Genomic DNA, 22,427 nt, shown 5'->3' with positions numbered 1-22,427 from the left:
ATGCGACTGCCGCCGGCTGCCCGCGTCAGTTCCGTGGTCAGGTCGATGTCGCTCAAGATCCGCACACAGCGATCGTAAAAGGTTTCCCCTGCCCTGGTCAGTTCCACCCTTCTCGTCGAGCGGATGAACAGCGGACAGCCAAGCTCCCTTTCCAGCGACATCACATGATTGCTTAAGGCCGGCTGGGCAATGTGCATCCTGGCTGCCGCCCGGCCGAAGTGCAATTCCTCGGCCACCGCTTTGAAGTAAGAGAGTTGGCGTAATTCCATGAAGGCTATCCACTTGTGCTAGCAAACTGCAACGATGTGCTGCGTTCGGTGATTCACGCTTAGATTGCTTTCATAGTTCTATAATACGTGGTTTCATAGATTGTCAAATGTTGTGTTTTCCGCCATGGATGCACGGCAGAGAGTAGCAATGAATCTTCGGCGTTTGCGAGTTTCTAAAGGAATCTCGCAAGATGATCTTGCGCTTACGGCTGATATCGAGCGCTCTTATGCGGGGCACCTCGAACGCGGCAGCAAAAACCCGACAGTGGTCACGCTCGAGAAAATTGCAACGGCTCTTTCATGTGATATCTCGGAGCTTTTCGCTCCCGTGCCCGATGACACAAAGCCAATCGAACCACTTCGTAGCGGACGACGACCTCCAAATCGAGATTGGCGTTCCTGACAAGATTTGAACCGCCCTGGTTTCGTCGATCCGCCTAGCCGATCGACAAGGCTGGCAATACCGCCGGCCGCGGCGGCATTGATCGAAGTGGATACCTCTTCCAGAAGCCAGTTGAGGCAGTAAGCATCCGGATCGCGCTCGAGCTGCTCTGTCGAAGCGGATTGTGTAAGCAGCAACGGGCCTGGCATCGCGGCGTTCTTTGCGAGCATGGCGGAGACACGATAAGCATCGCCTTCAAGGCCCGGTTTCTATGGCTTTAGGCGATGGTGGACGCTTCCTCTGGGCCCACCACTTTTTCCAGGGATTTGTTCCCTGCGGCCCGTGTCGCCGGCATCCGCTGGCCGACAGGCTAAAGGCTCACTTTTGCCTACTGTCACCGGAATTATACGAGGAATGGCGGGAACCGGCGTCCGGCTTGGTCACCCCCTCCGATCAGCCCAGACGTTCCGGCGTTGTGACGTTTGCCTCACTTCGGTCGCCGCCTTTACCCCTTGGGGAGGCACGTCGCGCTCGCAAGGAATGCGTCGTCGCTGACGGCTTCCATCGCTGGCAAGCACAGCGGTTGATCACGGCGATTCCCTAAAGGGCAATATCTGCCTCCTCTAATACACTGTAGAAAATGGTTGGAAGAGTGGAAGTCCTCTTCTGCAAGTCGAGGGTCACCTACGGCCGTGAGCCGCGTCTTTACCGGAGCAGACCTGCCCATTGGGTAGTGAACTGGGCGCCGCCGAGAAAACCCTCTTTTGCTTTGACTCGTCTTTCAACCAACCTTGGCCGTCATCGAGGCGGCCCCCAGAGGGAGGCATTCGAAATGAGACGGACCACGAAGCTGATAACAACCGCAATGGCGGTCGCGGGCAGCCTGCTTGCGAGTACAGCGACAATACACGCGCAGGAGGAGAGGAAACCCAACATCCTGTTCATCATGGGTGACGACATCGGATGGATGCAGCCGAGCATCTATCACCAAGGCCTCGCGGTCGGTGAAACGCCCAATATCGACCGTATCGGCCGGGAAGGCGCGAAGTTCATGACCTACTATGCCGAGCAGAGCTGCACGGCAGGGCGGACCGCGTTCATTACCGGCATGCAGCCGGTGCGCGTCGGCATGGTTCTGCCGGAGATTCCCGGAAGTCCGTCCTACCTGCGGGCCGGCACGCCTCACCTCGCCAAGTTCCTGTACGATCTCGGCTACTCGACAGGGGAATTCGGCAAGAACCATCTCGGAGATACCACCGAATCCCTGCCGACGGCACACGGGTTCCAGGAATTTTGGGGCTATCTCTATCACCTCGACGCAATGCAGGGGGTGAGCTTCCCCGACATCAACAAGACCTCAACCGAGCAGGGGATCGCGCCACCTTGCAGGAACACGCCCATTCCTGGCATAGCGGACGATCCGGCGGCGGTGGATGCCAAAACCACGACCTGCCTGACGCCGCCGCGTCCAATGCTCGCGTGCAAATCGTCCGACGGGTCGCCTGCCAACCAGTCATGCAAGGACGAAGGGCCGCTGACGCTCGAGCGCTCCAAGACGATTGACGAGGAGATCTCGGCCAAGGTCATCGATTTCCTCGACCGCAATGATCCGAAGAAGACCAACAAGCCGTTCTTCGTCTGGTACAACCCTGCGCGCATGCATATCACCACCGTGCTGCCGGACAAGTACCTGAACATGGTGGGTGAGCAGGGCGGCAAGGACTGGGGCGTCAACGAAGCCGGGATGAAGCAGATGGACGACAACATCGGCTACGTCTTGAAGAGGCTCGAGGAGATGGGAGAACTCGACAATACCATCGTCGTCTTCACCACCGATAACGGCGCCGAGACGATCACATTCCCGGACGGTGGCACCACTCCGTTCAAGGGCGGAAAGCTCAGCACCTGGGAAGGCGGCATGCGTGCGCCGCTCGTGGTTCGCTGGCCGGGGCACATCGAGCCCGGTACAGTCAAAAACGAGATGTTCTCGGCCCTTGACTGGCTGCCGACGTTTGTGAATATCGCCGGTGGGCCCAAGGGGGACGGCCTGAAAAAAGAGATCGAGGCAGGCAAGTATCCTGGCATCGTCAAGACCACGCTCGACGGGATTGATCAGCGCGACTTCCTGGAAGGCAAGTCGCCATCCAAGCGCGACTCGTTCCTGTACTATTCCGGCAAGGAGCCGTCGGCAGTCCGCTACAAGAACTGGAAGATGTACTTCGCCATGGTGTCAGACGATCCGGCTGGGTTTATCGGCGGCGTGCAGCCTTACGCCTGGACGCAGGTCGTCAACATCAAGCGCGACCCGTTCGAAACCTCGGTCGGACAACAGTTGAAGACGCTCTTCGGTACAGGCGGCGCCATCGCGTCACCGTCCACCGCCTATGTCTACGACTGGAACATCCTGCCCATCGGCCAGCAGTTGTGGCTGAAGCATCTCGAGACCTACATCGACTTTCCGCCGCTTCAGAGCCCTGCAAGCTACAATCTGGAGCAAGTGATGCAGCAGGTCCGCGAAATGAAGACTGGTCACGACTGACGCGCAGGCGAATAGCGACATTTGTAGCGGCCGCCACATGGCGGCCGCTACATCGGTATGCCCAAGGGCTGCAGAGGGCCGAACGATGAGCGATTTCACCCAAGCAGATCATGATGAACCGCGGTGGGCTCCGGTGTTGGCAATCCTCGGGGTGTTTGCCTTTCTGGAGGTGCTGCCGCATCACGTCTACGCCCTGCCACGGTGGATATCATACGCGGTTCTGGTGGCAGCCATTGTACCGATGGTCCTTGTCACGCTTTCCAGCGACAATGCCGTGTGGCTGCGTGTCGAGCATGTCGCGATCATGCTGCTCGCCAGTGTTTACGCGGGGAATACGGCAGCAGAGCTTGGCGACATGGTCGGGATCATCACCGTTCATCCGCCCGAGACGCGTTCGGTTTCGCTGTTGACGTCATCCTTTACGATCTGGATCACCAACGTTCTGACCTTCTCGCTGCTCTACTGGCAGATCGACGCGGGTGGTCCCGCGCGCCTCGCGCGTAGCATGGCAGGACGACCCGACTGGCTTTTCCCGCAGGCGTCGGCTCCCGAGCTAGCCGCGCCGGACTGGCGACCGCTCTACGTCGACTATCTTTCCCTCGCGTTCAATACGGCGGCTGCCTTCAGTCCCACCGACGTGCTGCCGCTGACAAGACGTGCGAAGGGACTGATGATGATCGAAAGTGCCATTGCTCTGTTGACGCTCGTGCTCGTGGCTGCGCGCGCCGTCAATGTCATTCCGTAGCGGCGCATTGTTCGTTCCGTCGAGATCGAGGGTGCCTGATGTCAGTCGAGGCCGATCAGCTTTCAACAATGATCAATCACGCGGTGGCGCCGGCGTTTATGCTCAACGGCGTCGCGGCGATGGTGGCCGTGCTCGTCAACCGGATCTCCTCCGTTACCGAGCGGATCAGAAACCTCCGTGAGATCGATGAAGCTGACCTCGTTCGAGCCAGGCTAAAGCAGGAGATCGGCGAACTCAGACGGCGGGAGCTGCTCTTGAACAGTGCCTTGCACCTCGCTGTCCTTGCCGGGATCGGGGTGACGCTGTTACTCCTCTTCGGCTTTGTTGTGGCATTCTTGGGGTACCGCCACGAACCAGGCGCCGCCGTGCTTTTCATCGCGTCGCTTTGCTTTCTGGCTGGATCCCTGTTCCGGTTCCTGCAGGACATCAGGCTCTCCCAAGGCGAGCACAAAGATCGTCAGTTGCGGTGATAGATCGAACTGTGCGGGTTCGCCTTCACTAGAAGTGGAAGGCTACCCCTATGATCGGCCCCTGCTGGACGACGTCGAAGACAAAACCATCATCCTCGTAGTTGACGCCTATGGCACGGTATCCGGCCACTGCCGAGATGGTGTCGTTGAACTTGTAGCCGAGGCCGAGGCCCACGTCCCAGTCAACGTCGGCGCCGCCACCGCCCACCAGCCCCCATCCCGTGACATAGATTTCGGGGGTGAAGAAGTAGTTTCCGCGCAGGCCCACGACCGCGTCCACCCACGTGGCACTGTCATCCCGCTCCACACCAGCCAGAAGTCCGCCGTTGAAGGTGATGTCGGTCTCAACCGACCAGACTTTCATGCCGCCGAACACGTCGAGGTGGCCATTCTGATCTTCGAGTACGGCGTAGCCCACGCCCAGAAGCCCTGCAAATGTCTCCGACGTCACTCCGACGCTATCGGCGAAGATGCCGCGCGGCGTGTGCGCATCGGCCCCCAGTTTCACGTAGACAATGTCGCCGACGACGCTGTAGCGGTCATATCGTGCCTCGGCTGTAGCCATGAAGGCGAAGTCGAGATTGTCGAGAATGTCGCCGAAATCGGCATCGATATTGACCTCAGGAAGCCCGAATTGCCGTACGTTCCCGGAAATTCCGGCAGCCCAGAAGTAGGGCGCCACGGTGAATTCCCAGCCGCTGCGGGTCTCGACCGTTTTCGCTTCGGGTGCCAGGGGTGTGAGATCAGCCGCATTGGCGAGCGATGCGGTCGACAGGACTGCGAGCATGACGATCGCTGGCAAGTGAATGGTCTTCATGAGAATCCCCCGATCTCGTTTACCGCCCAGCATTGCTTCCGGGTCGACAGTGTGTGACGGGAATGGGGTTCGGCAAGCCGAAACGGCTATTCGGACTTGCTGGAGCAACAGAATGCCTGAGACTGTGGCTCGTTGGCCTCAGTCTTGCTTTCCTGCTGGCAGGGACACGCCACGAAAGCGACGTGTCCCTTGCTGGGATCAATAGCAAGGTGGGAACGGATAGTACCCACATTGCTGACCGTTGTAGTAGGAGTTGTAGTAGTAGGGTCGCGCTGCGGCCGCGCCCACCGCAGCGCCTGCAACCACGCCCGCGGCAACCGGGGCACCACGATACCAGGCACCATGATAGACGGGCGCCTGCCAGTATGTACCTCCTACGCGGTTGATGTTGGTGTCGCCGACATGCACGTCGTCCCCCCTGAAACCTCCCGCAAAGTCTCCTCCGCGCATGTCTCCTCCGAATCTGCCTCCGCCGCCGAAGCTACCACCGGCAAAGTCTCCTCCGTGGAATCCTCCGCCGCCGAATCCTCCACCACCGAACCCTCCGCCACCACCGCCGAAATGATCGATGAAGAGGGCTGCCGGTCCGGAGGCACCATTAAGGCTGCCCTCCAGAACGGTTATATCGAAGGTGAGCGTCGTCCCATCCAGTTTAGGGGTCTTGAGCGTCACGACAGCGTCGCTGACATCTGAACCGTCGCCGCCCAGAACCGACACCGTTGCGTTCGGCGGGTCGACCGCAAAGTTGTCCTTGCCGTCGTCCCACTGCATGATGAATTGTTCGGTCGTCACATGCCCTGCGGCCCGAACAGGCCGATCGGCAAAGACGATCGAATTGGCCGACACGCCGGTCAGAATGAGCTTGCCGCTTTCCATTTTCGCGCCAGACGAATTGAGCACCGCCAATGACGGGACCGGCCCTGTCGGCGTGACCACGCCAATCGTCTTTTCCAACGGCACGTGCGGCTTTTTCGGTGCGTCCTGGGCAAAGGCGGCGGGGCTCAAGGCAACACTTCCGAGCAGGATGAGCGTAGTCAATCGGTCGAGTTTCATGGATGTGTCCTCGCAGTTGGAACGGGGTAGTGTTGCATCACCTTCCACGCCCCGTTTTGAAGTCTGAGACTTCTGGTGTGGCGATCTCCCAAACAGCAGAGCCGCTTAGTCCTTGAAGATCTTTTTCCAGTCGGCCTTCATGTCGACGACGGTCCAGCCTGTGATCGCGGCCGCATCGAGCGCCTTGTCGAGGCGGCCAAAGTCCGTCTTGCGGTCATAGGCGTATTCACGTTCCTCATCGGTGTGGTGAATGAGGACCCCGAGACGCGCAGGCGCGCCTGCCATTGTCGTCCACTGCAGCATTTCGAGATCGCCGTCGGAATTGCCGAAGGCTGCGATGGGACGACGACCGATCTCCTGGTTGATCCCAACCGGCTTGCCGGCCTTGTCGTCGATGAAGTTGACTTCCGGCAGACGGTACAAGGTCGGCGTGTCGTCCTGCATCTTGAACTGCGTCTTGATCGAGGAACCGATAACCTGCTCCGGCGGGATGCCGTAGACCTTCTCGGTCCATGGACGCATGAACTCAACCCCGCCGCCCGACACGATGAACGTCTTGAAGCCGTTGGCGCGCAAGTAGGAAAGCAGCTCGACCATCGGCTGGTATACGAGTTCCGTGTAGGGTCGTTTGAACTTCGGGTCGCGGGCCGTCGAAAGCCAGTCGGTCACCACCTTCTCAAAATCAGATGTGGTCATTCCCGCATGGGTCACCATGATGAGCTCTAGCAGACCCTTTTCCCCTGATGCGGCGAGTGTCTCCATGTCGCCGTCGAGCACGGCCTTGAATGGCTGGACGTTCTGCCATTCCGGATGCTGCGGAGAAAGGGTCTTCACGCGGTCAAGGGCGAAAGCAAGCTGGGTGTACATGGGGTGCTCGACCCATAAGGTCCCGTCATTGTCGAAGACGGCGATCCGTTCCGGTTCCGGGACGAAGTCGGGTGATCCCTGCTTTGTCACTCTCTCCACGAACGACACAATTGCCGATTTTGGCCCGGTATCATTCCAGGACGGCAGGGGATCACTTTGTGCGTACGCGGATATTGCGAAGGCGAACGCACCAAAGATGACGGCGGCAGCCACGTAGAGTGGCGCGTTGACGAGGTGGCGGAACATTGTTTTTACCCCCAGGGTAAGCGTGGCGCGGGCTGCGCGTTCCTTCTCTTCCGGCATGCATCGACTCTAACGAAAGCGTTCCCTCCGCGATATTGCCCTTTGGGGAATCCGCGCAACCATGAGTGGCTTTGGCGACGCATGACACTTCAGCGACAAGGTGTTATCATGCGCGAGCTTTGGGAGTTGGACGATGGCTTCGGGCAAGGGGGAAGGTCGATTGCGGTGCGCCGGCGCCTTGCTGGCACCGCTCTTTCTGACGGCCTCGGTCGTATTCGCTGCCTCTCAAACCACTCCACCGCCTCTCGATCGGTCGCCGCGGGTTCTCATACTTTATCCATATGACGAAAGGATCGCGGCGACCACGGCTGCCGGGGAAGCACTGCGAGGCCGGCTCCTTGAAGCAACCAGTGGGAAGATCGATCTGTTCTCCGAGTTCCTGGACCTGTCGCGGTTTCCGGAGGCTGAACATGTCCAGCGACTGGGGCGGTACATGGCAGAGAAGTATGCCATCCGTCGCCCGGACGTCGTTGTCGCGCTGGGCAAGGAGTCGGCTAGTTTCATTTCGACAAACCGGGCAAGCATCGCTCCCGACGCGAAGATAGTTGCGGCCGGTTTCGGCAACTCGACCTCTGAAAACATCGACCTTCCCGATGACGTGATCGGCGCTTTCACGACATTCGACATTCTGAAGACCGCGGAAATGGCGCGAGGTCTGCAACCCGGCGCCCGTCACCTCTACATCATCGGCGGATCATCTGAATTCGACCAGGGTTGGCTGGCAACGGCGCGCGCCGACCTCGCCGAATTCTCCAAGTCGTACGAAACGACTTACCTCGAAAACCTGACGATCGAGCAATTCATTGAACGGGCAGCCGAAGTCCCTGCCGACAGCATCATACTGGCGTTGACGGTCTTCAAGGATCAGGCCGGGCGGAATTTCATACCGCGCGAAGCGATAGGAAAAATTGCTGCAACGGCCAGTGCTCCGGTTTACGGCCCCTACCAGACCTACATCAACTACGGGGTCGTCGGCGGCAATACCGTCACATTTGAAACTTTGGGTCAGACCGTCGGCAACCTGGTCCTCGATGCCATTGCCGGTAGGCCGATTAAGGATATTCAAGCGCCCCAGACGTACATCGTCGACGCGCGACAACTGAAGCGTTGGGGCTTGGCGGAAAAGAACCTGCCCGCGGGCACCATCCAGATGTACAGGGAAAAGGGCCTCTGGGAAGGCCACTGGTTGGCAGTGACAGGAGCGTTTGGTGTCCTTTTGATGCAGGCCGGCGTCATCGCAGCCCTACTTCTCGAGCGACGCCGTCGCCAGGAGGCAGAGAGCCGGTCGCGACTTCACCTGCTCGAAGCTGTCCACCTGAACCAGTCTGCGACGGCGGGGGCGTTGTCGTCTTCCGTTGCCCATGAACTCAATCAGCCACTGTCGGCCATCAGAAACAACGCGGAGGCTGCCTCTGTACTGCTTCAAAATGACAGCCCGGACCTTCAGCTCATCCAGCAGATCCTTCTCGATATCCAGGCAGATGATCAGCGTGCGGGCGACATCATTGGCCGGATGAGAGGATTGCTCAAGAAAAGAAGCGAGATCGACTGGCAGGAGTTCGACCTGAACGATGTCACGTCGAACGCAATCAGCATCATTCACGGAGAGGCGGAACGCAGGGGGATCACGCTCAAGACAAAGCGGCCGACGACAGAGCTACCGGTGCGCGCAGACAAGGTTCATGTGCAGCAGGTTGTCCTCAACCTGGCCACCAATGCGATGGATGCCATGACCGAGGCGGGGTCCGACAGCAGGATTCTGACGCTGGCGACAGGAGTTGTGAAGGAGAAAGCCGAGCTCTGCGTGGCCGACACGGGCAACGGAATTCCGCAGGAACGCCTGTCCAGCATCTTCGAGCCGTTCTACACGACAAAGCAGGCAGGAACGGGTCTTGGCCTTTCCATCGCGCGCGCGATTGTTGAGACTTACGGCGGAACGATCTCTGCGACCAACCGACCTGAAGGTGGCGCAATCTTTCGTGTGGCGCTCCCGCTTGCCCGAGGCGGAGAGCGACACTCATGAAACCGGTCGTCCATATCGTCGATGACGACGAATCTTACCGCACGGCAACGGCACGGCTGCTTTCCGCCTATGGCATCGCAGTGGAGGTCTATGAATCCGGTGATGAGTTTCTTGCCCGCCTTCCAGGCTGCGAGCCGGGCTGCGTTCTTCTTGACCTGCAGATGCCCGGTCGGTCCGGCTTGCAGGTACAGCACCAACTATCCGAGCTCGCACCGCTGCTTCCGATTGTGTTTCTTACGGGGCAAGGGGACATAAAGGCCGGCGTCGACGCGATGAAAGCGGGCGCCCAAGACTTCCTGGAGAAGCCGAGTTCAGGTGCGGTCCTGATGGAAACCATCCAGCGCGCGTTGGCTCAGTATGAGAGGCGCAGGACCGAGTATGAGCGCCGGCAGCAAATGAGGACTTTGGTGGCTGGCTTCAGTGCCCGCGAAGCTGAAGTGTTTGGGCTTGTTGTCCGTGGCCATCTCAACAAGCAAATTGCCTACGCCCTTGGTATATCGGAGCGCACGGTAAAGGTTCACCGTCATCAGGTTATGGAGAAGCTCGGAGCAAGGTCGCTTGCGGAGGCTGTCTCGATTGCCGCGGACATCGGGCTCGACCACGGACAAGTACGACGTGTGACGCAAAGTGACGGGCCGCCTTCCCCTTAGGGCAATATCGAGTTTTCGACGACGCGCCTACAATGGGTGCCAACTGCGGATCACGAGAAATGTCACAATGGGGGCATGATAGTGGGAAAGCTGCGCGGCACGGTCGCTGTTGTCGATGATGATGCGAGCCTGCGTCGAAGCGTCGGACGCCTGCTCTACGCTTACGGATTTCCGGCCGTTGAGTACCAATCTGCCGAAGCCTTCCTCGGTCGCGATCCAAACATCCTGATCGACTGTCTCGTATTGGACATCGACCTCGGCGGCATGTCCGGAATCGAATTGCAGCACAAGTTGAAAGAGGCAGGATCGAAACTGCCGGTGATTTTCATCACCGCCCTCGAAGACCCCCGCCTGAAAACCAAGGCAGAACAAGCCGGGTGTGTCGCCTATCTGCGAAAGCCTTTCGCAGGGGGCGGGCTTATCGACGCGGTGAAGAAGGCGATTGGATCGTGAGTTCTTGCTCGATGACCGACCGCCACGACGCTCAGGCAGACTGACCAGCCAGAAGGCTAACAGGGAGGTCTAATATGGAATGGCTTAGACACTGGCGGCCGATGGCCGAAGCACTGGCAATGGCGTCCTGCCTCAGCGTGCATCCGTTTTCTGCCGGAACCGCATCCGCTCAGCCAGAAAAACCGAACATCGTGTTCATTCTCGGCGACAATATCGGCTACGGAGACATTGGCGTTTACGGAGGCGGGAATTTGCGTGGATCGCCGACGCCGCGCATTGACCAGCTTGCCTCCGAAGGGCTGCGACTGACGCAGTTTCTGGTCGAGCCCTCCTGTACGCCGTCTCGCGCAGCCTTGATGACAGGACGCTATTCCATTCGTTCCGGACTGTCGTTGGTTGCTGTTCCGGGCACGTCTTTTTCCTTACCGGCAAACGAAGTCACGATGGCGGAAATGCTGCATGACGCAGGCTACGCGACCGCAATCTTCGGCAAGTGGCATCTCGGCGCGCAAGCCTACAGTCAACCGCAAAACCAGGGTTTCGACGAATTCTACGGTATTCCGCCCGGCGATACCTGGGACGCATTTGGAATGATCCGGCAGGGAAAGCAGACGAACGCGCTCGACATCCCTCTCGAGAAGGGGCCGCAAATCGTCGAAGCGAGCCGCGGCCAGCCACTTAAATCCGTGAAGCCATACACCGAGGAAGTGCGCCGCGAAATCGATTGGGACCTGGCGGATCACGGCATCGACTTCATGAAGCGGCAAAAATCGGCGGGCAAGCCGTTCTTCCTTTACCTGCCGATATCGCGCACGCACTTCCCGAACCTGCCTTCGAAACGGTTCGAGGGCGCGTCGCGGATCGGTCAGTTCGGGGACTCCCTGATGGAGGGCGATGCGATTGTTGGAACGGTGCTTGACGCAATCAAGGACCTTGGGGTCGAGCAGGATACGATCGTGGTCTTTGCATCAGACAATGGACCGGACGGCCCTGGCGCAAACCGCTTCGGCGGCGACATGCCGGATATTGGCAGTTCCGGACCGTATCGTGGTGCGCTTGGAGAGATCAGCGAAGGCGCGATACGCACGGCCGCGGCGATACGCTGGCCGCAACGGATCAAACCGGGATCTTCGTACGCGATGTTTTCGATAATGGATTTTTTCCCGACCTTCGCCCACATCGCTGGCGCCAAAGTGCCGGATGACCGGCCAATCGACGGTGTGGATCAAACCAGCCTGTTGCTAGGAGAGGACGACGACGGTGCCCGTGATCATCTGCTGACCTTCGTCGGGTCGGAATTGGTCGCAGCCCGCTGGAAACAGTTCCGTGCGTATTTCGTCAACGTGGCGCCGGGCCGTAGCGGCGCAGGGGGCGCAACGTTGATGGGAGGCGTTGGCGCGAGTGCTGCACCCATGAACGGTTATCCGCAAGTGTTCAACATCGAGGCCGATCCACAGGAGGAGCACAATATCGGCGAGATGTACAACTGGGTTCTGGGGCCGCTGCTGCAGGCGGTGGGAGAATATAAGGCGAGCCTTGCGCGATCACCAAACCCGCCGGCGGCGAACATGACAAGGTTTTAGCTGCCGCAGCCTTGCGCGAACTCAAGCACAACTCGTTCCATGGTCGCCAGTTCCGGAGTGAAGTACACGGAAAACAAACCCTGCTTCAGGCGCAGCTGGTTGCGCCTGAAGCAGGGAATCTGGTTTCGTCGATCGACCTAGCCGATCGACATCAGGCTGGCATTGCCGCCGGCCGCGGCGGTATTGATCGAGGTGGATACCTCTTCCAGAAGCCAGTTGAGGCAATAAGCATCCGGATCGTGCTCGAGCTTTTCTGTCGAAGCGGATTGGGTCAGCAGCAACGGGCCCGGCATCGCGGCGATCTTTGCGAGCATGGCGGAGACACGATCAGCATCGCCTTCAACAAGTGCGCCGGCCATGGGCTCGGTATCGTCAGTTGCCTTCCTCCAGGAAATCCGCTGCGCGACGCTGACGGGAACATCTTTCAGCGTCGTGCGGAGGCTCCCATCGCATTCGATTACCGCGCTGTTGCCCGTGGCAAGCACAGCCGAGACCTGGCGAATGAGGCCGGTCTGGGAGACCGGAGCGCACAGGATCGCTCCACGGGGATGAAGAGCATAGAGGTTGCGCTCACCGACGGGGCCGGCAAGTTCGGTTTCAAGTCCCAGGGCCGACTGGCTGCCGAGATGGCGTGCCGTTTCAGCATCCTCGGAAAGGCCCTGCTGGTCCAGCCACTTCGCAAAGTCCGAAAGAGCCGGGTCGCTGTAGACGGAACTGTGCTGCGGTGGGATTGGTGGCGTCGTCACCAACCGCCCGAGATAGAGCGGCCCGCCCGCTTTCGGGCCGGTGCCCGACAAGCCGCGGCCACCGAAGGGCTGGACGCCGACAACTGCGCCAATGACGTTGCGATTGACATAGAGGTTGCCGGCCTTCACCTGCGAGGTAACGTTCGCAATCGTTTCGTCGAGGCGTGTATGGAGCCCGAAGGTCAGGCCATATCCGGTTGCATTGATCTCGTCGATCAGGTGGCCGAGGTCCTGGCGGCGCCAGCGAACGACATGGAGAACAGGCCCGAACACTTCGCGCTTGAGTTCAGAGATCTTGTTGATCTCAATGATTGTCGGCGCAACGAAGGTGCCATTCGTGGTCGCATCGGGCAATTCGACGCGCTCCACGGCACTGCCGGAACGGCCCATGGCATCTACATGCTTCTCTATAATGTCCTTGGCTTCGGCGGTGATTACCGGGCCGATGTCGGAGGCCAGCCGGTTGGTGTTGGCAATCGAAAGCTCGCGCAACGCCCCCTTGAGCATGGCCAGCGTGCGATCAGCGACGTCTTCCTGCAGGCACAGGATACGAAGTGCCGAGCAGCGCTGCCCGGCGCTGTCGAACGCAGAGGCGATCACGTCGCCAACGACCTGTTCGGCGAGCGCCGAGGAATCGACGATCATGGCATTCTGACCGCCAGTTTCGGCAATCAGCGGGATCGGCTTGCCATCCTTTGACAGACGCTTGGCAAGTTCCGCCTGGATCAGTCGGGCGACCTCGGTCGAGCCGGTAAACATCACAGCGGCGGCTTCAGGCGCTGCGACCAGGGCCGCCCCTACCCTTCCGTCGCCGGGAACCAGTTGGACGACATCGTCTGGGATACCAGCCTCATGCAGGATGCGAACTGCTTCGGCGGCGATCAGCGGCGTTTCTTCCGCGGGCTTGGCAAGAACCGGGTTGCCGGCAACAAGAGCAGCAGCCACCTGCCCGGTAAAGATTGCCAGCGGGAAGTTCCAGGGGCTGATGCACACGACCGGTCCGAGTGGCGCATGCGAAGGGCCAAGAGTTCGGCGGGTCTGCTCGGCGTAGTAGCGCAGGAAGTCGATTGCCTCGCGCACTTCGGCAATCGCATTGAGCAACGATTTGCCGGCTTCGCGGATGATGAGGCCGAGCAAGGTCTCCATCCTCGCCTGCATGATGTCGGCAGCGCGATCAAGATGTGCTGCCCTTTGACCCGGCGTTACCGATCCCCAGGACGAAGCAGCTTTCAGAGCGATCGCGGCTGCCGAGGCGACCTCTTTTGCGGTTGCCTCGCGTACTGTTCCGACAACGTCGCGGTTGTCGGCCGGGTTGAGAACGTTGCGGGCAGTTCCCGCCTCGGTCTGGTTGGTTGGCGCGGCCGACCACGAGACGGTGGCGCTCGCCTTCAGTGCTTCTGTAAGCGCCTGCAGCGATGTTTCATTGGAGACATCAAGGCCGGCAGAGTTGCGGCGCTGGCCGTAGAGGTCGGAGGGAAGCGCAATCTTGTCGTGCTTCTGGCCGGGCACTTGCATTCTCGCGACAATCTCAACCGGATCGGCGACAAGCTCGTCGATGGAGACATTGGGGTCGGCAATCCGGTTGACGAAGGAGGAGTTGGCGCCGTTTTCGAGAAGGCGGCGCACAAGATAGGCAAGCAGCGTTTCATGGGTGCCGACAGGAGCATAGATGCGGCACGGGCGGTTGAGATTTTGCCGGCCCACGACCTCGTCGTACAGTGGCTCGCCCATACCATGCAGGCACTGGAACTCGTACTTGCCGACATAGTAGTCGGAGCCGGCCATGTGGTAGATGGTGGCGAGCGTCTGTGCATTGTGGGTGGCAAACTGCGGGAAGACGGCATCGGTCGCGGCAAGCAGCTTCCTGGCGCAGGCAATATAGGAGACGTCGGTGTAGATCTTGCGGGTAAAGACAGGGAAGTCTTCAAGGCCATCAAGCTGCGCGCGCTTGATTTCGGCATCCCAATAGGCGCCCTTGACAAGTCGAACCATGATGCGGCGACCGGCGCGGCGGGCAAGATCGATGATGAAGTCGAGGACGAAGGGGCAACGCTTGCCATAGGCCTGGACAACGAAGCCCATGCCGTTCCAGCCGGCAAGGTCCTCGTCGAGGCACAGCGTTTCGAGGATATCGAGCGACAGTTCCAGCCGGTCGGCTTCCTCCGCGTCGATGTTCAGGCCGATATCATAGGACTTGGCGATCAGCGCAAGTGCCTTCACCTTCGGCAGCAATTCGCCCATCACGCGCGCGCTCTGGGCTCTCGAATAGCGGGGATGGAGGGCCGAAAGCTTGATCGAGATGCCGGGGCCCTCGTAGATGCCGCGGCGGTCGGATGCCTTGCCGATCGCGTGGATCGCCGCTTCATAATCCTTGTAGTAGCGTTCGGCGTCGGCGCCTGTGGTCGCGGCCTCGCCCAGCATGTCGTAGGAATAGCGGAAGCCGCGTTGTTCAAGCGGCCTTGCCCGCTGCAGCGCCTCGTCGATCGTTTCGCCGGTAACGAACTGCTCGCCCATCATGCGCATCGCCATGTCGACGCCACGCCGGATGACCGGCTCGCCGCAGCGTGCAATCAGGCGGGTGAGCGCTGCCGAGAGGTTGCGATCGTTGACTGTCGAGGTGAGCTTGCCGGTCACCACCAAACCCCAGGTCGCGGCGTTGACAAAGAGCGAGCGACCACCGCCGAGATGCGACTTCCAATCTCCTTCAGAAATCTTGTCGCGGATCAGGGCATCGCGCGTTGCTGTATCGGGGATGCGCAGCAGGGCCTCGGCGAGACACATGAGTGCCACGCCTTCCTGGCTCGAAAGAGAATATTCGTGCACGAGCCCTTCGACGCCGGTGCCCTTGTGCTTGGCGCGAAGCGCTGCAATGAGCCTGCGAGCGGTCGAAGCTGCGTCTTGGCTGACCTTTTCCGGCAGCGTCGCAGCCCCGATGAGGCGCGGAACACAGACGGTCTCCGGCGTGCGATAAGCTGCCGTAATGGCACGACGCAGCTCGCTTTGCGGTCGGACCGCCGGCGCGAAACCCTCGAAAGGATTTGCAGCGTCACGCGGCTGCGCGCCATTGGTTTCGTTGCCCACCGTATCGTTGGTGATCGTCATGTCTTTGCTCCAGATCAGGTATGGCTGATACATAGCAGATCTATGAAGTTGATTTCACTTGAAATAGGCTGGAATGAAATGTATTTGCCTAATTTATACGGAAATCAGAGGCAATGTCGTGACTACCATCGCAAACGGCAGAGAAATCGACCAGTTCGATCACAGGATTATCGAGGCCCTTGTCGCCGACGGTCGCATGTCGATTACCGATCTTGCAAAGAAGGTCGGCCTGTCCAACACTCCTTGCCAGGTCAGACTAAAGCGATTGATCGAGGATGGCTATATTCTTGGCTTCCGCGCAATCGTCGACGTGAAGAAACTTGGCAAGAACCATGTCGCGTTCACAGAGGTAAAGCTCTCCGACACGCGTGAGCACGCGCTGAAGGCCTTCAACATCGCCGCGCGGAAGCTGCAGGAAGTCGAGGAGTGCCATATGATCGCCGGCGCTTTCGACTACCTCTTGAAAATCCGCACATCAGACATTTCCAATTACCGTCTCGTGCTCGGCGAGAAGATATCGAGCCTCCCCTTCGTCGCCAGCACATCGACCTTCGTTGCCATGGAGGCGGTCAAGGAAAACGGCGCCTGAAGGTCGGCCTTGCCTAGCCCAGCCTAAATTTTCCACCGCCCGCCCTGCTTGCCGCAGGAGAAATTTCCATTGCGAGATATTACCTATTTACAACTAACATGTCAGTCTGTTACGTCTAACACGTTGCCTTGGAGGATGGATATTGACTGAGAAATTTGGGCTTTCCGTTGCGCTTGCCACGCCGTTCGAAATCAGCGGCGAGATCGCTGTCGACACGATGATTAGGCAGGCAAAACAAAGCCTTGCAGAGGGATGTTCGAGTGTTACGCTTTTTGGCACCACCGGCGAGGGATCGTCGATCGGGACCCAGGAGCGCGAACGTATCCTCGGGGCATTCCTGGATGCCGGTATCGAGCCGCGGAAGATCGTCATGGGAGTGCTTGTTGACGCCGCCGAAGATGCCGCAGCGCAGGCCGGGTATGCGCTTTCCCGTGGCGTGCGCAACATCCTGCTTGCCCCGCCCTCCTACTTCAAGAACGTAAGCGATGACGGCCTCTTCAAATGGTTCTCGGCGGTCTTTGTGATCCTCGGCGACAGGGCGCGCGACATCATCGTCTATAATATTCCCTCGGTTACGATGGTGCCCCTGACCGTGTCTCTGATCGGGCGTTTGCGGACGGCCTTTCCAACGGTTGTCACTGGCGCGAAGGATTCGTCCGGCGACTGGCCGTTCACCGAAGCCCTTTTGAAGGCGCACGGTGACCTCATCATCCTGATCGGCGACGAGCGCCACCTTGCAAAGGGTGTTCGCCTCGGCGGACAAGGTGCGATCTCCGGGATGGCGAACTTCCTGCCTGCGGAGGTCAAGCTGATGGCGGAAGAAGGCAGGGACGATGCCCGCGTCGAGGATTTTGTCGCCGAACTTCTGAAGTATCCGGTTACCCCGGCAGTCAAGGTCATGGTGGCCAGGCAAACCTGCGACGATGTTTGGCTTGCGGTTCGCCCACCACTCATTTCGATATCTGGCGAGGGACAGGAGCGGCTTGCTCTTGCCTTCGATTCACTTTTCCGCTCCAAGGCTGCATAGGCACCATGTACGAGGGGGAGGCAATGGACGGACTGGAGGAGCAGCCGACGCTGCGGGAAAAGGCGTATGAAAGCTTCACGCGCCACCTGCTGGCGCGCGACGTGCGTCCCGGCCAATTTGTCTCCCAGCGCCGCCTCGTCGAGTTGACCGGCCTGACGCTTGCTGCGATTCGCGAGCTAATCCCGCGGCTCGAGGCCGAAGGACTGATCAAGACGGTCCCGCAGCGCGGCCTGCAGATCGCCCATATCGACCTCAATCTCATCCGCGAGGCTTTTCAGCTCCGGCTCTTCCTGGAGAAGGAGGCGGTGGCGCTCTTCACGCGCTCCGCCTCCGATGAAACGATTGCCGGGCTCATCAAGCAGCATCGCGATATCGCCGAAGCCATCGCCAGTGGCGACGCCTCCCACGAGCTTGAAGTACGCGCACAAGCCGTCGACTGGGGCATGCACGACGCCTTCATCGACGCGCTTGGCAATACGATCATTTCCAACGCCTACCGGGTCAATTCGATCAAGATGCGCCTGATCAGCCAGGAACGCTTCCGTATCGACGGGCGTGTCGGTCCCGTCATGGGAGAGCATCTGAAGGTCCTGGAGGCGATAGAGAGCCGCTCGGCCGAGGATGCGGTGAACAACCTCGCCGCTCACATCAACCACGCCAGGGATCGCGCCCTGCGGATCTAATTGCATCATAGCCGGCGATGAGGAGATCGGCGGCAACAGAGGAGGACTTACATGCCATCATCATTCTTGAATCCCACCCGGCGCGGCTTTCTCGCCGGTACCGCGGCACTCGGCGCCGGCAGCCTCATGGGCATCCGCTCTGCATCGGCGGCCGTCGACTGGAAGCGTTTTGCCGGCACGACGCTGGAAGTCAATCTGGTCAAGAGCCCTCGCAGTGAGACACTCATCAAGTATCTCCCGGAGTTTGAGGAGCTGACGGGCATCAAGGTCAATGCAGAAGCGACGCCAGAGCAGCAGCAGCGTCAGAAAACCACGATCGAACTGAGCTCAGGCAAGCCGAGTTTCGACGTGGTGCATATGAGCTATCACGTCCAGAAGCGACAGTTTGAAAAGGGCGGCTGGCTTGCCGATATCAGCGGTTTCCTCAAGGATCCATCGCTGACTGATCCGTCGCTGGTCGAGAGCGACTTTGCCGGCGCCGGCATGACCTTCGCCAAGGACCCTGAAGGCGTCCTGCGCTCCCTGCCCTTCTCGGTGGACTACTGGATCGTGTACTGGAACAAGGCGCTCTTCGAAAAGAAGGGGCTTTCCTATCCGACCACATTCGAGGAAATGGCAAGCGCTGCCGAAGCGTTGACGGATCCCTCGACCAACACCTATGGCTTCGTCGCTCGTGGCCTGAAGAACGCCAATACACCGGTCTGGACGACGTTGTTGCTCGGCTACGGATCGAGCCCGCTTGGGGCGGACGGCAAGCTGCGCACCAATTCCGAAGAGGCTGTGGAAGCGGCCAAGCTTTACCAGCGCCTGATGACCAAGGCCGCCCCTCCCGGCGTCTCCGGCTTCAACTGGGCAGAAGCCCAGTCGGCCTTCCTGCAGGGCAAGATCGGCATGTGGCTCGATGGCGTTGGCTTTGCGCCGCCGATCGAGAACCCGGAAAAGTCGCGTGTCGTCGGCCAGGTCGGTTACGGCATCATGCCGAAGGGTCCGAAGGCCCAGGCGGCGGCAACAACCGGCGACGGGCTCGGCGTCGTGGCTGCAAGCCAGAAGAAGGAAGCCGCATATCTCTTCTGCCAGTGGGCGATTTCCCATGACATGGGTGCGCGCCTGCTGCAGGCTGGCGCCGGCGTTCCCTTCCGTCAGTCGGTCCTTGAGGATCAGAAGGTGCGCGAAGGCGTGAAGATGCCGGCCGCATGGCTCGATGCTGTCGCAGGTTCCGCAAAGGTTTCGCAGCTTGCCCTGCCGATCATCATTCCCGTCACGGAGTTCCGCGACATCTATGGCGTCGGGCTCACCAACATGATCGGTGGCGCCGATCCGGCTGCCGAGCTGAAGACGGCGACGGCTCAGTTCGAGCCGGTGCTGGCACGAAGCGAGGGATAATGTCTTCGGTGAGCATGGAAGCCGCAACCGCGGCCAAGGCCAAGCAAAAGCAGAGGAGCAAACCGGGTCGGTTTGCTCCCAACTACTGGCCTTTCGTCATTCCCGCGCTGATCGTCGTGGCGGCTGTCATCGTTTTTCCCTGGGTCTTTACCCTGTGGATGAGCGTCAACAGCTGGACGCTTGGTCAGGCACAGGCCTTTGCCGGGTTGGATAACTACCTGCGCCTCGCGGTCGACCTGCGCTTTTGGGACTCGTTGTGGCATACCGTGCTCTACACGACGTTGTCGGTCGTCGCTCCGCTTTTTCTCGGAACGCTGGCCGCGCTCATCTTCGATACCCAGTTTCCACTGCGCGGTATCCTACGCGGGGTGTTCGTGATGCCGATGATGGCGACGCCGGTCGCCATCGCGCTCGTCTGGACGATGATGTTCCACCCGCAGCTCGGGGTCCTGAACTACCTGCTTTCCTATGTCGGGATCGGTCCGCAGGAATGGATCTACAACCAGATGAGCGTCATTCCCTCCCTGGTGCTTGTGGAAACCTGGCAGTGGACACCGCTCGTCATGCTGATCGTGCTCGGGGGCCTCGCCGCCGTCCCGCGCGAGCCCTACGAGAGCGCGGAAATCGATGGCGCCAATGTCTGGCAGAAGTTTCGTTACCTGACACTGCCGATGATCGCGCCGTTCCTGATGATCGCCGTGATCATTCGCAGCATCGACGCGGTCAAGAGCTTCGACATCATCTATGCGATGACACAGGGCGGACCGGGCACCGCGTCGGAGACGATCAACATCTATCTCTATAACACCGCGTTTTCCTACTATGATATCGGATATGGCTCGGCGATGGCGGTCGTCTTCTTCGTTCTGATCGTTGTGCTTTCCTTCATTCTGCTGATGATAAAGCAGCGCGCCAACTGGTCCGACGGGGAGGCACGCTGATGAAGCGCAAGGCACTCGATCGCATCGGACTTCTGTTCGTGGCTCTGGTGATGGTGTCGCCGGTGGTGCTGTTCTTCCTCTGGATGATCTCACTGTCATTGAAGTACGAGATCGACAACGGCGCCTTCCCCCCGATCTTCATCCCCGAACGCTTCGCCTGGTCGAACTACCTCAAGGTGTTCGAGGAGAACAACTTCTTCCTTTATCTGTGGAATTCGGTCCTGGTAACGGGTGCGGCAACGCTTCTGGCGCTTGTTATCGGCGTGCCGGCTGGTTACGGCATTGCCCGCCTGAAGGCCGAGAAATCCGCCGTCGTCATCATGATTGCGCGTATGACGCCCGGCCTTTCCTTCCTCATTCCGCTGTTCCTGCTGTTCCAGTGGCTGAACCTGCTCGGCACGCTCTGGCCACAGATCATCATTCACCTCGTCGTAACCGTCCCGATCGTCGTCTGGATCATGATCGGCTATTTCGAAACGACGCCGATGGAGCTGGAAGAAGCCGCAAGCATCGACGGGGCAACGCCCTGGCAGGTTTTCCGCCTGGTGGCCCTCCCGATCGCAAGGCCCGGGATCGTCGTCGCCTTTATCCTGTCGGTCATTTTCTCCTGGAACAACTTCGTGTTCGGCATCGTCCTTGCTAGTCGTGAGACGCGTACGCTGCCTGTCGCGGTCTACAACATGCTGTCCTTCGAGCAGGTCAGCTGGGGTCCGCTTGCAGCCGCGGCCTTGATCGTCACCCTGCCGGTGTTGATCCTGACCGTCTTTGCGCAAAGGCAGATCGTTGCCGGCCTGACGGCGGGTGCGGTGAAGTGACACCGACGATCCCGACCAAGCAGCAGCCGGAGCCGGCGCGGCGTATTCTGTGCGTCGGAGCCGCTGTTCTCGATACGCTCTTCAGGGTCCATGTCATTCCCGCCGGCCAAGGCAAAGTGCTGCCAACCGACATGTTGCAGATCGCAGAAGGAATGGCCTCGAGTGCCGCTTATGCTGTTGCAAGGCTTGGCGGGAGCGCCAGCATCTGGGGCGCTGTCGGAGATGACGAGACCGGCGAGCGCATCATCGGCGATCTGGCTGCAAGCGGCATCGATACCGCTGGCATGCGTTGCGTGGCAGGCGCCCGCTCAGCCGTATCGACGATCCTGATCGATGATGCCGGCGAACGCCTGATCATACCGTTTTATGATCCGCGGCTGCATCACGGCGTTCAACCCGTCACTGCTGAAGATATCGCGGCATTTGATGCAGTTCTGGTCGACGTGCGTTGGCCAGAGCTTGCTCTCAAGACATTGCTTGCTGCCCGAAAAGCAGGCATTCCTGCCATCCTCGATGGCGACGTTGCGCCCGAGGGCGTGATCGAGATGCTGGGACCGGCCGCAAGCCACATTATCTTTTCGCAACCGGCCGCCGAACGACTGACGGGAGCATCAGATCCGGTGTCGATCGTTCGCCAGTTGAAGGAGACGTTCGCTCATGCCTTCGTCAGCGTGACATTCGGCGAGAGAGGTTCTTACTGGTTCGATGATGATGACGCCCTTATTCGTCATCTCGAGGCACCACGCATTAGAGCCGTCGATACGCTGGCCGCGGGCGATATCTTTCATGGAACCTTTGCGCTGATGCTTTGCGAGGGCATGGCGATGGAGGATGTTATGCGCTCGTCATCGATGGCGGCGGCCATAAAGTGCCGGACGTTTGGAGGGCGCATCGGGGCGCCTGATCGAGCAGAGCTTGATGAGGCGTTGACGAGCTGGCCGGCCCGTGCCGTCGACGTCACCCGACCCGCTGACCAAGCCGTTTGAA

The 22,427-nt window shown here is 59.8% G+C and carries 20 protein-coding genes; 15 read left to right on the top strand and 5 right to left on the bottom strand.

Annotation, left to right across the window (positions count from 1 at the left end):
* Positions 1–269 (bottom strand): LysR family transcriptional regulator (locus AF71_RS29115; protein WP_169684180.1); only part of this gene is annotated, 269 nt, incomplete at its 3' end.
* A 124-nt stretch (positions 270–393) separates the two neighbouring features.
* On the opposite strand from AF71_RS29115, the gene AF71_RS29110 reads away from it, so the two are divergent.
* From AF71_RS29110 to AF71_RS29095, 4 genes are all read left to right on the top strand, one after another.
* The gene (locus tag AF71_RS29110) at positions 394–672 is read left to right on the top strand and encodes a helix-turn-helix transcriptional regulator (RefSeq protein ID WP_169684184.1); all 279 of its coding nucleotides are present in this window, start codon (positions 394–396) and stop codon (positions 670–672) included.
* An 844-nt stretch (positions 673–1,516) separates the two neighbouring features.
* A complete protein-coding gene (locus AF71_RS29105; RefSeq protein WP_112643777.1) occupies positions 1,517–3,190 on the top strand; it encodes an arylsulfatase in 1,674 nt (557 codons plus the stop codon).
* An 85-nt stretch (positions 3,191–3,275) separates the two neighbouring features.
* Positions 3,276–3,935 carry a hypothetical protein gene (locus AF71_RS29100; protein ID WP_112643292.1) on the top strand — a complete coding sequence of 220 codons (660 nt, stop codon included), beginning with the start codon at positions 3,276–3,278 and terminating at the stop codon, positions 3,933–3,935.
* Between the two features lie 68 nt (positions 3,936–4,003).
* Entirely contained in the window at positions 4,004–4,405 is a 402-nt protein-coding gene (locus tag AF71_RS29095; protein ID WP_246733874.1) for a DUF2721 domain-containing protein, read from the top strand.
* A gap of 28 nt (positions 4,406–4,433) precedes the next feature.
* On the opposite strand, the gene AF71_RS29090 is transcribed toward AF71_RS29095, so the two are convergent.
* The 3 genes from AF71_RS29090 to AF71_RS29070 all read right to left on the bottom strand — a co-directional run bounded on the left by AF71_RS29090 (position 4,434) and on the right by AF71_RS29070 (position 7,388).
* Complete coding sequence (locus AF71_RS29090; protein WP_169684178.1) at positions 4,434–5,222, bottom strand: hypothetical protein; 789 nt, start codon at positions 5,220–5,222, stop codon at positions 4,434–4,436.
* Positions 5,223–5,420: 198 nt separating this feature from the next.
* Positions 5,421–6,275, bottom strand: a complete 855-nt coding sequence (locus tag AF71_RS31395; RefSeq protein WP_192303030.1) for a hypothetical protein — start codon at positions 6,273–6,275, stop codon at positions 5,421–5,423.
* Between the two features lie 105 nt (positions 6,276–6,380).
* Positions 6,381–7,388, bottom strand: a complete 1,008-nt coding sequence (locus AF71_RS29070; RefSeq protein WP_169684183.1) for an HAD family hydrolase — start codon at positions 7,386–7,388, stop codon at positions 6,381–6,383.
* A 190-nt stretch (positions 7,389–7,578) separates the two neighbouring features.
* Between AF71_RS29070 and AF71_RS29065 the strand changes: the two genes are divergently transcribed.
* The 4 genes from AF71_RS29065 to AF71_RS29050 all read left to right on the top strand — a co-directional run bounded on the left by AF71_RS29065 (position 7,579) and on the right by AF71_RS29050 (position 12,154).
* Positions 7,579–9,468 (top strand): HAMP domain-containing sensor histidine kinase, encoded by a 1,890-nt coding sequence (locus AF71_RS29065; RefSeq protein ID WP_169684175.1) that lies wholly within the window; start codon positions 7,579–7,581, stop codon positions 9,466–9,468.
* The gene (locus AF71_RS29060; RefSeq protein ID WP_169684174.1) at positions 9,465–10,118 is read left to right on the top strand and encodes a response regulator; all 654 of its coding nucleotides are present in this window, start codon (positions 9,465–9,467) and stop codon (positions 10,116–10,118) included. Before AF71_RS29065 ends, AF71_RS29060 begins: the two co-directional genes overlap by 4 nt.
* An 81-nt stretch (positions 10,119–10,199) precedes the next feature.
* Positions 10,200–10,571, top strand: a complete 372-nt coding sequence (locus AF71_RS29055; protein ID WP_169684182.1) for a response regulator — start codon at positions 10,200–10,202, stop codon at positions 10,569–10,571.
* A 74-nt stretch (positions 10,572–10,645) separates the two neighbouring features.
* On the top strand, positions 10,646–12,154 hold the full coding sequence (locus tag AF71_RS29050) for an arylsulfatase (protein WP_246733871.1): 1,509 nt from the start codon (positions 10,646–10,648) through the stop codon (positions 12,152–12,154).
* 137 nt (positions 12,155–12,291) lie between these two features.
* On the opposite strand, the gene putA is transcribed toward AF71_RS29050, so the two are convergent.
* The gene (gene putA / locus AF71_RS29045; RefSeq protein WP_169684173.1) at positions 12,292–16,002 is read right to left on the bottom strand and encodes a trifunctional transcriptional regulator/proline dehydrogenase/L-glutamate gamma-semialdehyde dehydrogenase; all 3,711 of its coding nucleotides are present in this window, start codon (positions 16,000–16,002) and stop codon (positions 12,292–12,294) included.
* 145 nt (positions 16,003–16,147) lie between these two features.
* Between putA and AF71_RS29040 the strand changes: the two genes are divergently transcribed.
* The 7 genes from AF71_RS29040 (at position 16,148) to AF71_RS29010 (ending at position 22,426) form a co-directional block, all read left to right on the top strand.
* Positions 16,148–16,591 carry an Lrp/AsnC ligand binding domain-containing protein gene (locus AF71_RS29040; RefSeq protein ID WP_312867196.1) on the top strand — a complete coding sequence of 148 codons (444 nt, stop codon included), beginning with the start codon at positions 16,148–16,150 and terminating at the stop codon, positions 16,589–16,591.
* A 142-nt stretch (positions 16,592–16,733) separates the two neighbouring features.
* The gene (locus AF71_RS29035) at positions 16,734–17,618 is read left to right on the top strand and encodes a dihydrodipicolinate synthase family protein (RefSeq protein ID WP_169684171.1); all 885 of its coding nucleotides are present in this window, start codon (positions 16,734–16,736) and stop codon (positions 17,616–17,618) included.
* A 5-nt stretch (positions 17,619–17,623) separates the two neighbouring features.
* Complete coding sequence (locus AF71_RS29030; protein ID WP_192303034.1) at positions 17,624–18,301, top strand: GntR family transcriptional regulator; 678 nt, start codon at positions 17,624–17,626, stop codon at positions 18,299–18,301.
* Positions 18,302–18,352: 51 nt separating this feature from the next.
* Positions 18,353–19,684 (top strand): sugar ABC transporter substrate-binding protein, encoded by a 1,332-nt coding sequence (locus AF71_RS29025; protein ID WP_169684169.1) that lies wholly within the window; start codon positions 18,353–18,355, stop codon positions 19,682–19,684.
* Positions 19,684–20,625: a sugar ABC transporter permease gene (locus AF71_RS29020; RefSeq protein ID WP_169684167.1), complete on the top strand. Its 942-nt coding sequence runs from the start codon at positions 19,684–19,686 to the stop codon at positions 20,623–20,625. The genes AF71_RS29025 and AF71_RS29020 overlap by 1 nt, the downstream gene beginning before the upstream one ends.
* A complete protein-coding gene (locus AF71_RS29015; RefSeq protein WP_018860105.1) occupies positions 20,625–21,440 on the top strand; it encodes a carbohydrate ABC transporter permease in 816 nt (271 codons plus the stop codon). Before AF71_RS29020 ends, AF71_RS29015 begins: the two co-directional genes overlap by 1 nt.
* On the top strand, positions 21,437–22,426 hold the full coding sequence (locus AF71_RS29010) for a sugar kinase (RefSeq protein WP_169684165.1): 990 nt from the start codon (positions 21,437–21,439) through the stop codon (positions 22,424–22,426). The genes AF71_RS29015 and AF71_RS29010 overlap by 4 nt, the downstream gene beginning before the upstream one ends.
* Position 22,427 lies beyond the last annotated feature (1 nt).

This window comes from Rhizobium sp. 57MFTsu3.2 (assembly GCF_012932765.1).
GTDB lineage: Bacteria > Pseudomonadota > Alphaproteobacteria > Rhizobiales > Rhizobiaceae > Rhizobium > Rhizobium altiplani.
This window is presented reverse-complemented; position numbering and strand designations above follow the sequence as displayed.

Excerpts from the sequence above, each read along its gene's own strand:
- AF71_RS29105 (WP_112643777.1), top strand. The coding sequence starts at position 1,517 with ATGGCGGTCGCGGGCAGCCTGCTTGCGAGTACAGCGACAATACACGCG.
- putA (WP_169684173.1), bottom strand. The coding sequence starts at position 16,002 with ATGACGATCACCAACGATACGGTGGGCAACGAAACCAATGGCGCGCAG.
- AF71_RS29110 (WP_169684184.1), top strand. The coding sequence starts at position 394 with ATGGATGCACGGCAGAGAGTAGCAATGAATCTTCGGCGTTTGCGAGTT.
- AF71_RS29030 (WP_192303034.1), top strand. The coding sequence starts at position 17,624 with ATGTACGAGGGGGAGGCAATGGACGGACTGGAGGAGCAGCCGACGCTG.
- AF71_RS29060 (WP_169684174.1), top strand. The coding sequence starts at position 9,465 with ATGAAACCGGTCGTCCATATCGTCGATGACGACGAATCTTACCGCACG.
- AF71_RS29095 (WP_246733874.1), top strand. The coding sequence starts at position 4,004 with ATGATCAATCACGCGGTGGCGCCGGCGTTTATGCTCAACGGCGTCGCG.
- AF71_RS29015 (WP_018860105.1), top strand. The coding sequence starts at position 20,625 with ATGAAGCGCAAGGCACTCGATCGCATCGGACTTCTGTTCGTGGCTCTG.
- AF71_RS29100 (WP_112643292.1), top strand. The coding sequence starts at position 3,276 with ATGAGCGATTTCACCCAAGCAGATCATGATGAACCGCGGTGGGCTCCG.
- AF71_RS29070 (WP_169684183.1), bottom strand. The coding sequence starts at position 7,388 with ATGTTCCGCCACCTCGTCAACGCGCCACTCTACGTGGCTGCCGCCGTC.
- AF71_RS29090 (WP_169684178.1), bottom strand. The coding sequence starts at position 5,222 with ATGAAGACCATTCACTTGCCAGCGATCGTCATGCTCGCAGTCCTGTCG.
- AF71_RS29050 (WP_246733871.1), top strand. The coding sequence starts at position 10,646 with ATGGAATGGCTTAGACACTGGCGGCCGATGGCCGAAGCACTGGCAATG.
- AF71_RS31395 (WP_192303030.1), bottom strand. The coding sequence starts at position 6,275 with ATGAAACTCGACCGATTGACTACGCTCATCCTGCTCGGAAGTGTTGCC.
- AF71_RS29020 (WP_169684167.1), top strand. The coding sequence starts at position 19,684 with ATGTCTTCGGTGAGCATGGAAGCCGCAACCGCGGCCAAGGCCAAGCAA.
- AF71_RS29065 (WP_169684175.1), top strand. The coding sequence starts at position 7,579 with ATGGCTTCGGGCAAGGGGGAAGGTCGATTGCGGTGCGCCGGCGCCTTG.
- AF71_RS29025 (WP_169684169.1), top strand. The coding sequence starts at position 18,353 with ATGCCATCATCATTCTTGAATCCCACCCGGCGCGGCTTTCTCGCCGGT.